Source organism: Nonomuraea sp. B19D2 (assembly GCF_040137845.1).
Lineage (GTDB): Bacteria > Actinomycetota > Actinomycetes > Streptosporangiales > Streptosporangiaceae > Nonomuraea.
In genome coordinates this window covers 89,959-99,837 of the sequence record NZ_JBEFAK010000040.1, presented here as the reverse complement: position 1 = coordinate 99,837, position 9,879 = coordinate 89,959, and the positions used below count along the sequence as shown (strand labels likewise).

Below are 9,879 nucleotides of genomic sequence, written 5' to 3'. Positions count from 1 at the left end.
GCGAGCGTCAGTGCGAGCGCGTCAAGAAGCCAGCCAAGAACACCTTCCCGACCAAGAAGCGTGACACTGCGCAGCCGGCCACCAAGGCCAGCTACAAGATCAAAATCTTGAGAAAGGCGCCTTCACCAGCGCAAATGCCCTAACTCACCGGCATTGCTGGTTACAGGGGGGATTGTCCGGGCTGAGTATCAGATTTCCTGAAGCCCCGAGCAGCCCATGTCCCGAGGGGTCGATTTTGCCAATTGCCACGAGAGTGTCAGCAACTCTCTGCCATGAGACTGTCAGTGACGCCTGTCACATCACGTCTCCGGGTCGAGCAGCAGGGTGTCGTGGAGATCGATGGGGATGTTCAGGCTGAAGGCGACCTCGGGGGTGAGCTGGATCGCGGTGGGTTGGCCGTTGGCATCCATACGGCAGGTGATGTAGCCAGCGGCGACGGCGGCCTCCAGCAGTTCGGGATTGCGGATCAGCAGCTCGCGGATGCGCTGGCGGTCACGGTATCCGGCGCGGTAGGCGATGAGGGCCATTCCGGTCATGGGGCCTTGTTGCTGGTAGGTGAGTTGCTGAAGCCGTGTGCGGGCAGCGGGGGCGAGGATGTCGGACGGGACGATGAGCCGTAGGGCGCGGTCGTCGCCGGCGATGAGACGAAGGCTTTGGTGCCCGGGGAGCCGCTGGGCGAGGTGGTCCGTGGCCGTCTGGGTGCGTTCGAGTGGCCAGTTCAGGATGTGAGCGATCTGGTCCAGGCGCATCGGCTGGCCGAGGGCCAGGGCGAGAACGGCGTGAACGCAGTTAGCGTCGCCGGGAGAGTCGGCGGTGGGTGCGGAGCTGGTCGGGTCGGTGCGGTCGTCGGGCGTGTCGACAGGTTGGAGCCAGTCGGGCCAGGGCAGGCCGAGGTGGCTGGCCATGGCTCGGATCGCTCGTACGGGCAGGTCGTCGAGGTCGGCGGCGGTGGCGAACTGGCGGATGCGGTGAACGGGTAAGCCGAGCAGGTCAGCGAGCTGCTCGCCGGTCATGCCGTGGTTTCGGGCCCGGCGCAGGAGCCAGGTTCCGAGCGGCTCGGGCTGCTTCATGTCCATACGGGGGTGCTCAGGTCCAGGGCGTGTGCGTCGCCGACGAGGTTGCGCAGGGCCAGGCGGCGTTGCCTCATCCAGAGGGTTCCGTGCCCGGCGGGGGGCTCGGCGTCGATGGGGCGGGCGTCGCCGGCGGCGGTGGTGGCTGTCAGAGCCCGTTCGGCCAGGACGCGCAGATCTTGGTGCGGTTTGGTGACGCCGAAGAACGGGTCGGTCGACCGGGCGCCCTGCAGGTGGCGGAAGGTGAGGTGGGCCAGCAGCGCGGGCCGGGCGTGGCGGGGGACGGGCAGGGACTCGCCGTTGATCTTTACGGTGGTTGCGGTGGCGGTGATGTCGTCCACGGTCAGCTCGGCGGGGTGCCAGTACCGTTCGCTGTCGCGCCGGTCGAAGGGGAACAGCAGGTAGAGGGTCGCGGCGGCGGCCTGCGCGGTGGAGATGACCCGGTTGATGGCCGCGACCGCGGCGGGGCTCAGGCGGTGGCCCAGCCCGGGCTCGCTGGGCCAGGCCTGGTGGTGCAGCAGCAGCCCGTCGCGCAAGAAAGCCGCTTGGGTGGCGCGCAGCCGTACCAGGGCTTCACCGGCGGTGGCGGATCGGTAGAGGCGGGCGGCCAGGTGCAGGCTGAGCGGCAGCGCGAGCTGGGTGGGTGCCTGATGGGCCTCCCCGATCCTGCGGTGGCTGCTCAGCCAGGCGCGAGCATTGGTGAAGGTGCGCAGCCACAGCTGGTCGACCCGGTTGGCGATGCTGCGATCCAGCGAGCGGATGCAGGCGGCGCGGAAGGTCAGGAAATTGTCGGCGGGCAGGTCGTCGGGGATCAGGTCGCCCATGGCCGACGCGATGGCGGTAGAGGGTGGCCTGGGGCGCAGCCGGTCCAACTCCTGAGGCCCGGAGACGGTGACCTGGACATCGGCCTCGCCGTGCACTGCGGTGATCACCGAGCTGGCAGTGGTGCGGGAGGCGTCGATGAGCCACAACCTGGTGCGGTTCGCGCGGGGCGGGCCGATCAGCTCGCGCAGGTAGGGAGCGAACTGCGGGGGCACGGTGTGGGGGGCAGACCAAGTACGAGAGAAAGGGATAGTCATGTCGCTGACCAGGGCGATCACACGGCCCCAACCAGCGTGCCGCATGGCTCGCCAGCACGTTGGCCACCGGCGCCAGCGCCTGGCAGATGGTTACCCCCAGACCCGACACAGAGCGCCACCCGCGCCTTACACCGCACCGGGGCAACGACGTTCGGGAACCTGGTGCCCACCGAGCCGTCCCGGCTGGGGACGGTCAAAAGACAACGGGGGTCCACCGACGTCTTGGTCAATGGGTGATCACGATCTTGCCGTTGGCCTTGCCCTGCTCGACGTAGGCGAGGGCGTCGAGGTTTCGTCGAAGTCGAAGGTGCGGTCGAGCACGGGGCGCAGCGTGCCGGCGTCATACAGGGCTGCCAAGGCCTTGAGCTGGGCACCGTCGGCGCGCATGAAGAAGAACGAGTACCGGACGCCCAGTCGCTTCGCCCGGCTGCGGAGCTTGCGGCTCAGCACGGCCATGACCGGCTTGAGGAGCGGCTGGCCGAGCTGCGCGGCGAAGGCCGGGTCGGGTGGGCCGACCACGCTAATGGCCAGTCCGCCGGGCTTCAGGACCGTCAGCGACTTCTTCAGGCTGGCCGGGCCCAAGCGAGTCGAGGACGACGTCGTAGCCGTTGAGGACGTCGGCGAAGTCGGTCGTGGTGTAGTCGATGGCTTCGTCGGCGCCGAGGTCTCGGACCTTGTCGATGTCGCGGGTGTGGGCGGTGGTGGCGACGTACGCGCCGAGGTGCTTGGCGAGTTGGATGGCGGTCGAGCCGAGGCCGCCGGCGCCGGCGTGCACCAGCATCTTCTGTCCGGGGCGGACGTCGGCGAGGTCGACGAGGCTCTGCTGAGCGGCGAGCGCCACCAGGGGTACGGCGGCGGCCTCGGCGAAGGAGAGCGAGGAGGGCTTGATCGCGACGTCGTCGGCGTCGATCGCGATCGACTCGGCGAAGGTGCCGATCCGCAGGTCACGTGGTCGTGCGTAGATCTCGTCGCGAAGTCGGCCCCGCCCTGGTCGCGCGGGAATAAAGATCGTGGCTGTGAGTGAGCCTTACCCGGACGAGCTGGTCGACGCGGTGGACCTGTATGTCGATGTCCAGCAGGTTCTGCTCCTTCCTGCAAACGCGGTCCGAGTTGGCGGAGCGGCGGCCGAAGTACCACCGTCTGCTGCTGCGAGGCGTTCGGCGACTGACCGCGCAGTTCAAGCCCGGCGACCCCGCGCATGCGGTGGAGCAACTCGACTGGAGGCGGGCGCAGTTCTTCGCCAACCGCCCAGACGACCGCCCGGCGGCGCGTAAACCTACGGGCTGTGCCGCCGCGGCGTCGAAGGGGGCCGACCGGATCAGGTGCCTGTGCGGCGAGGCCGGCCGTGCCCTTCTCAGCGGTGGTGCGGGCGGGGCAACAAGGCGAACGCGCTCTCCGCTATCGAGGTCAGGCGGGCGGGGCTGTGGCCGTACGCGCCGACGACATCGGTCCCGCGGATGATGGTCAGCAGAAGGTAGGCGAGGTCGTCGGGATCCGCGTCGGGGTCGATGTCGCCGTTGCGCTGGGCCGCTCGCACACACTCGGCCACCGCCGTCCGGACCACGGAGAAGCACTCCTTGGCCAGGCGTTTCACCTCGGGGTCGGAGGCGCCGACCTCCAAGGCCATCTTAGCGGCGAAGCAGGCCGCCCCCGCCCGGTCAGGGGCGGGGGGTACGTCGGCGGCGAGTGGCACCCCATGGACGGCGCGGAGCAAGTACTGGTGCAGTCGTTCCAGGGCACCCTCGTCCGGTCCGGCGAGCATCTTCCGCGGCCCCTGGCTCAGCCGGGCGAAGTAGCCGGTCATCGCCTCCAGCAGCACGCCGTGCTTGCCGTCGAACGCGGCGTAGAGGCTGCCGCGGCCCAGGCCGGTAGCAGAGCTGATGTCGTCGACGCTCGTGCCGTTGTAGCCAGAGGCGCGGAACTGCCGCTCGGCGGCATGCAGGACGTGGTCGCGGTCGAAGCTTCGTGGTCTCGCCATACACCGAAGGTAATGCCGACCCGCCGTACTTGACAACTCAGTACAGAACCGCCTAGGTTTCTGACTGTTCAGTACACAATCGTCCTGGCGACCCCGCACTGGGCACGACGAAGTCATGCCGCAACCGAAGGAACCACCATGCAGACAGCTCCCCCAGTGGCCCTTGTGACAGGCGCCTCCTCCGGAATCGGGCGGGCGGCAGCGCTCGCCCTCGTGGACGCCGGCTTCGCGGTGGTCGGCACGAGCCGCAACGCGGCGAACGCCGGGCCGCTGGCCGGGGTGACGTTCCTCGATCTCGACGTGGCCAGCGACGAGTCGGTCCGCTCCCTGGTCGAGGAGGTGATCGAGCGGTTCGGTCGGATCGACGTCCTGGTCAACAACGCAGGCGTGGGCGCGGTCGGCGCCGGCGAGGAGAGCTCGATCACCCAGGCCAAGGAGGTCTTCGACATCAACGTCTTCGGTCTGATGCGGATGACAAACGCGGTGCTGCCCCACATGCGCGCCCAGGGCAGTGGCCGCGTGGTCAACGTCTCTTCGGTACTCGGTCTGATCCCAGCGCCCTTCATGGCCGTCTACGCCGCCGCCAAGCATGCGGTCGAGGGCTACTCCGAGTCCGTCGACCACGAGCTTCGCGAGCACGGCGTCCGGATGCTGCTGATCGAGCCGGCCTACACAAGCACGAGTTTCGAGGCGAGCAGCCTGGCACCCGACTCGCCCCTGCCGGTCTACGCCGCACAGCGGGAGATCGCCCGAGACGTGCTGGCCACCGCCGTGCGCACCGCCGACGACCCGGACGTTGTCGCGAAGGTGATCGTCGCGGCCTCCACCGACTCCAAGCCCAAGCTCCGCTACACCGCCGGCTCGATGGCCGCACGCGTCAGCCTCCTGCGCCGGATCGTGCCCTCGCGCGCCTTCGACAACCAAATCCGCAAGCTCAACCGGCTGGCCGGCTGACCCCGCAGGACACCCGGCGCCTGAGCAGACGCCCATGTCCAAAACCAGAGACACCGAAGCCAGCATCAGCACCTGTCGTCCGACCGCTCGTGGAGAAGGCTGACACACATGGAGTTCGAACGCGTCGCCTTCGACCTGCCACACGGCACCTTTCACGCGCTGCAGGGTGGTGATCCCGATGGTCAACCGACGCTCGTCTTGCACGGCTTCCCGGACCATCCGCCGACCGCGACGCCCTTCCTCGCCGAACTCGGCCGCCGCGGACGTCACGTCGTCGCACCCTGGCTTCGCGGTTACGCGCCGTCCCCAACCGCGGGGCCGTTCGACCTCGCAGCCCTCACCAGCGACGTGCTCGCGCTGATCGACCGCTGGTCTCCCGGGCGAGCCGTGGAGTTGATCGGCCACGACTGGGGCGCCGCGATCACATACCATACCTGCGTCACCGCGCCGGAGCGGATCGAACGCGCGGTCACGCTCGCATTCCCCCACCCACTCACGTTCCTGAGCCGGCCGCGCCCCGCTCAGCTACGCCGAAGCTGGTACATGGGGCTCTTTCAACTGCCGGGAAGCGGCTTGATGGTCGCCGCCCGCGATCTCGCCCTCATCGACCGCCTCTGGCGTCAGTGGTCGCCCGGCCTCTCGCTCGATCCAGCTCTGAAGGCGGAGCTACACGAGCACCTACGGGCGAGCATGCCCGCGCCCATCAAGTACTACCGGGCGATGCTGCGACCCGGCATGCTTGGGGCGACGCGCCGCCTGTCTCAGCCGATCACGGTGCCCCTGCTGCAGCTCCACGGTGCCGACGACGGCTGCATCCTCCCCCCGCAGGTCGACGACCGACATCGGTTCGCCGCCCCGCACGCGCTGGAGGTCGTCCCCGACGTCGGTCACTTCCTGCACATCGAGGCCCCCGAGGCGATCGCGGAACGGATCGCGGCATGGGCCCAGTAGCGGATCACTCGACCCTCGCAGCGAGACCACCGGGATCGGCGGCGCGAGAGACTCTGACATGGCGTTGCTGCCGACGGCGGGATGGGGCGGATCGCCGCCCGATGACCAGCGATGCAACCTTCAACCCGCTCGGTCAGAACCGTCAGGTAAACGCTGCTCGTCGATGACGGCGACCATCCGCCGTTGCAGAGGTCGAGCTCCCCGAAGAACGTTGTGGCCGCCTTCAGAATCGCGTCCTCACGCAGCCGACGGTTCTCCTCGTTCTCCTCGATCGTGACACCGGGCGCCTCGCCGCCGTCAATCTCGGCCTGGGCGACCCAGCGCCACAACGACTTCTGCCTACCGCGACCTGCTTGGACACCGCCAGCACCGCCACGGTATGTGGTCGGGTACTCGGCACGGTGCTACAGCACCAGCCGGACAGCTCGGGCCCCAGCTCGGGATCCAACCGCTTCGGCATGACATGCATCCCTTCCAACTCAGAAAGAATGCGGCATCAAACCGGCAAGGCCCCGCGAGGAGCATCGACTGCTCCTGGATGCGATCCGGCGCTGGGGCTCGGTGGACGCCGAGCGCGATTGCGCTCCGGTCACATCCGCCGGACCGGGGTCGAGCTGACCCGGCATCCGGAGCTGTTCAACCATGGCTCGCCGTAAGGCTCGGGTCAGAACGTCCTTCTGCTGGCGAGGTAGGCGTGGACTGCGGAGATGACCACGGATCCCTCGCCGACGGCCGATGCCACCCGCTTGACGGAGTCTGCGCGTACGTCACCGACGGCGAACAGCCCGGGTATCGAGGTGGCGAAGCTGTCGTGGGTGAGCACGAAGCCCTTGGCGTCGAGGTCGACGCCGATGTCGTGCAGCCAGGGCGTGCAGGGGTCCGCGCCGATCATCAGGAACAGTGCGGCCGCGTCGAGTCGTACGTCCCGGTCGCGGGCGCGGTCGTGCCAGGTCAGCCCGCTGAGCCGGCTGCTGCCATGGACGGCGGTCAGTTCGCAGCGAGGGTGCACGGTGATCCGCTCGTGGTGGGTCAGGCGCTGCGCCAGGTAGTTCGACATGGTGTCGCGCAGGTCATCGCGGCGGATCAGGACGTGGACGTGGCCGGCGTTCCGCGCGAGAAACAGGGCCGCCTGGCCGGCGGAGTTGGCGCCCCCGACCACGACGGCGTTCCGCCCGGAGACCTGGTTGGCCTCCAGTTGGCTTGCGGCGTAGTAGACGCCACGGCCCTCCAGGTCGGCCAGGCCAGGCAGGTCCAGGCGCCGGTAGCGCACGCCGCTGGCGATGATCACCGCTGAGGCGAGGACGTCATGCTCGTCGTCGAGCCGCACCCGAAACCCGTCGGGCACCTCCGACAGCCCAGTGACTGAGCGGGGTGATAGAAGCCTGGTCCCGAACTTGACCGCCTGCAGCATCGCGGCCCGTGCCAGTTCAACCCCGGACACGCCGCGGTAGAAGCCGAGGTAGTTCTCGATCCGCGACGAGCTGCCGGCCTGGCCGCCGATGGCGACGTCCTCGACGACGACCACGTCCAGTCCCTCCGACGCCCCGTACACGGCAGCGGCCAGCCCCGCCGGTCCGGCGCCCACCACCAGCAGGTCACACCGGGAATCGTCGGCGATGCCCCACAGGTCGATTCCCAGCGCGGTTGCCAGGTCACGCGTGGTAGGCGCCGTCATGACGCGGCGCTGTGCCGTGACAACGGCCGTACCGGTCTCGGGCAAGGCACAGGTCTGCGCCAGCTCCGACCACGCCGACGGGTTCGAGCGCAGCACCGTCCGGTAGGGAATCTGGTTGCGTTCAGCGAAGTCCTGGAGGCGGTGCAGGTCGCGGTCGTCGTCTCCGGCCAGTACCAGACCACCCTCGCCCTTCCTGCTCAGGAAGCGCCGCCGGGCGTCCAAAGCGGACAGCAGGACATCGCTCAGCTCCCCCGAGATCTCCACCAGCCGGCGCAGTTCCTCCACCCGAACCCGCAGGATCGCGGTGTCTTCCATGGCCACGCCCTGGAAGACGGCGCGTTGTCCCATCAGCATGCCCAGCTCGCCGACGAAGTCACCGGCCTCGATCACGAAGACGACCCGGTCCTCCCGGCGGTCCACGAGGAGCACGCCACCGGTCAGCACGAGGTGCAAGTCGGTGGGATCACCGGCGTCCCACAGCAACTCGCCGGGCGCGGGGTGCAGTTCCTCACCGGATGACCGCAACAGGTCCAGGGCGTGTTGGCTCAACACCGGCCAGGCCACCTCATCGACCTCGCCCAGCCGGCGGGACGAGTAATGGGTCAGCTCGTCCGGCACGGGGATGATGCTCATGCTTCTCCCTTGTCTGGCAGGCGAATCACTCCGGTCACGATTCTTCTCCGCTCGTTTTGCCGGCGTCGGCCCCGACTTCCGTTTCCCTGGGCTCAACTCTCGCCACGGCCATCGCCGCCGTGCCCAACCACCACAGCGAGCGTCCTTCGTGGACCTGACCAGTCTGATCGTATGGCCGACCTGCCGTACTTTGACAAGTCAGTACAGAACCGCATAGGTTTCTGACAGTTCAGTACACAACCGTCCTGGGCTCGCCGGACCGGCTTGGTCCGGGCTTGCGGGACCGTGATGCCGCGAAGGCGGCTTGGAGGTTGAACTCATGACACAGGTGGCCCAGCCGCTCTTCGGCGAGGACTCCGCGAGCGATGCGCTGGCCGAGGGGACCGTCGACGTGGTGGTGATCGGCGGGGGCGCCGCGGGGCTGAACGGTGCGCTGATCCTCACCCGCTCCCGCCGCTCGGTCGTCGTGATCGACAGTGGCTCCCCGCGCAACGCGCCCGCGGAGGCCGTGCACGGCTTCATCGTCTTCGACGGCACTCCGCCGTCGGAGATCCTTCGACGGGGCCGCGAGCAGGTGCGCCAGTACGGCGGACGCGTCGTCCAGGGCGAGGTGGTCTCGGCCGAGCCTGCCGCTCCGTCGGCGGACGGGGACCTGCGGTTCACCGTCACCCTGGCCGACGGCCGCAGCGTCACCGCTCGCCGCATCCTGGTGGCCACCGGCCTCACGGATGTGCTGCCGGAGGTGCCCGGGCTCGCCGAGCACTGGGGGCACAGCGTGGTGCACTGCCCGTTCTGCCACGGCTGGGAGGTGCGCGATGAACCCATCGGTGTCCTCGCCACCGGCCCGGCCTCCATCGGCCACGCATTGCTGTTCCGTCAGCTGACCGAGGACCTGACCTACTTCACCCACGGCACCGACCTGGACGAAGACAGCCGCGCCCGTTTCGCCGCCCGTGGCATCCGCGTCATCGACACCCCGGTCACCGAGGTCGTCAACGACACCGGCGGTGCCCTCGCCGGGGTGCGCCTGGCCGATGGTCAGGTCGTGGCCCGCCGCGTCCTCGCGGTCGGCCCGCGGATGCAGGCCCGCACCCAGGGCCTGGAAGGTCTGGGCCTGCCGGTGCAGGACCTGCCGAACATGGCCCGCGGTTTCGCCTCCGGCGCGGCCGGCATCACCGAGGTGCCGGGTGTGTGGGTGGCCGGCAACGCCACCGATCCGGTCGCCCAGGTCGGAGCCTCCGCAGCGGCCGGCGCGCTGGCCGGCGCCGACATCAACAAGGTGCTGGCCATCGCGGACACCGACGCGGCCCTGCAGGGGATCGTCGAGGTAGGCCCAAAAGGGGCCACAAGATGATCTTGAAGCACTGAGATCTCAGCCCGTCACCCGCTCGCCTCACCTTCGTTGGTGAGGAACCGATCTGTTTTCCCAGGTGGAAACCGATCAGTTTCCAGACGGTTTTCAGCCATGCCCAGCAAGCAAGCAGCAGGAGCGTCCCGCCGAGGTCAACGCCACACTCCTCGGCTTCCTCGCCCGCCTCG

General features: G+C 68.8%; 7 protein-coding genes and 1 pseudogene. 3 read left to right on the top strand and 5 right to left on the bottom strand.

Annotation, left to right across the window (positions count from 1 at the left end):
* Nucleotides 1-299: 299 nt before the first annotated feature.
* The 4 genes and pseudogenes from ABN273_RS45365 to ABN273_RS45345 form a co-directional block, all read right to left on the bottom strand.
* A complete protein-coding gene (locus ABN273_RS45365) occupies nucleotides 300-1,070 on the bottom strand; it encodes a hypothetical protein (protein WP_349455786.1) in 771 nt (256 codons plus the stop codon).
* The gene (locus ABN273_RS45360) at nucleotides 1,067-2,107 is read right to left on the bottom strand and encodes a hypothetical protein (RefSeq protein ID WP_349455785.1); all 1,041 of its coding nucleotides are present in this window, start codon (nucleotides 2,105-2,107) and stop codon (nucleotides 1,067-1,069) included. The genes ABN273_RS45365 and ABN273_RS45360 overlap by 4 nt, the downstream gene beginning before the upstream one ends.
* A gap of 279 nt (nucleotides 2,108-2,386) precedes the next feature.
* Nucleotides 2,387-2,930 (bottom strand): annotated as a pseudogene (locus tag ABN273_RS59880) (zinc-binding dehydrogenase).
* Between the two features lie 573 nt (nucleotides 2,931-3,503).
* Nucleotides 3,504-4,127 carry a TetR/AcrR family transcriptional regulator gene (locus tag ABN273_RS45345; protein WP_219530540.1) on the bottom strand — a complete coding sequence of 208 codons (624 nt, stop codon included), beginning with the start codon at nucleotides 4,125-4,127 and terminating at the stop codon, nucleotides 3,504-3,506.
* Between the two features lie 138 nt (nucleotides 4,128-4,265).
* On the opposite strand from ABN273_RS45345, the gene ABN273_RS45340 reads away from it, so the two are divergent.
* Together ABN273_RS45340 and ABN273_RS45335 are read left to right on the top strand one after the other, a co-directional pair.
* Entirely contained in the window at nucleotides 4,266-5,081 is an 816-nt protein-coding gene (locus ABN273_RS45340; RefSeq protein WP_349455783.1) for an oxidoreductase, read from the top strand.
* Between the two features lie 108 nt (nucleotides 5,082-5,189).
* On the top strand, nucleotides 5,190-6,032 hold the full coding sequence (locus tag ABN273_RS45335; protein WP_349455782.1) for an alpha/beta fold hydrolase: 843 nt from the start codon (nucleotides 5,190-5,192) through the stop codon (nucleotides 6,030-6,032).
* 664 nt (nucleotides 6,033-6,696) lie between these two features.
* On the opposite strand, the gene ABN273_RS45330 is transcribed toward ABN273_RS45335, so the two are convergent.
* Nucleotides 6,697-8,340 (bottom strand): FAD-dependent oxidoreductase, encoded by a 1,644-nt coding sequence (locus tag ABN273_RS45330; protein ID WP_349455781.1) that lies wholly within the window; start codon nucleotides 8,338-8,340, stop codon nucleotides 6,697-6,699.
* Between the two features lie 319 nt (nucleotides 8,341-8,659).
* Here ABN273_RS45330 and ABN273_RS45325 point away from each other — a divergent pair, with 319 nt between their 5' ends.
* Complete coding sequence (locus tag ABN273_RS45325; protein WP_349455780.1) at nucleotides 8,660-9,694, top strand: NAD(P)/FAD-dependent oxidoreductase; 1,035 nt, start codon at nucleotides 8,660-8,662, stop codon at nucleotides 9,692-9,694.
* The last annotated feature ends 185 nt before the right edge of the window (nucleotides 9,695-9,879 follow it).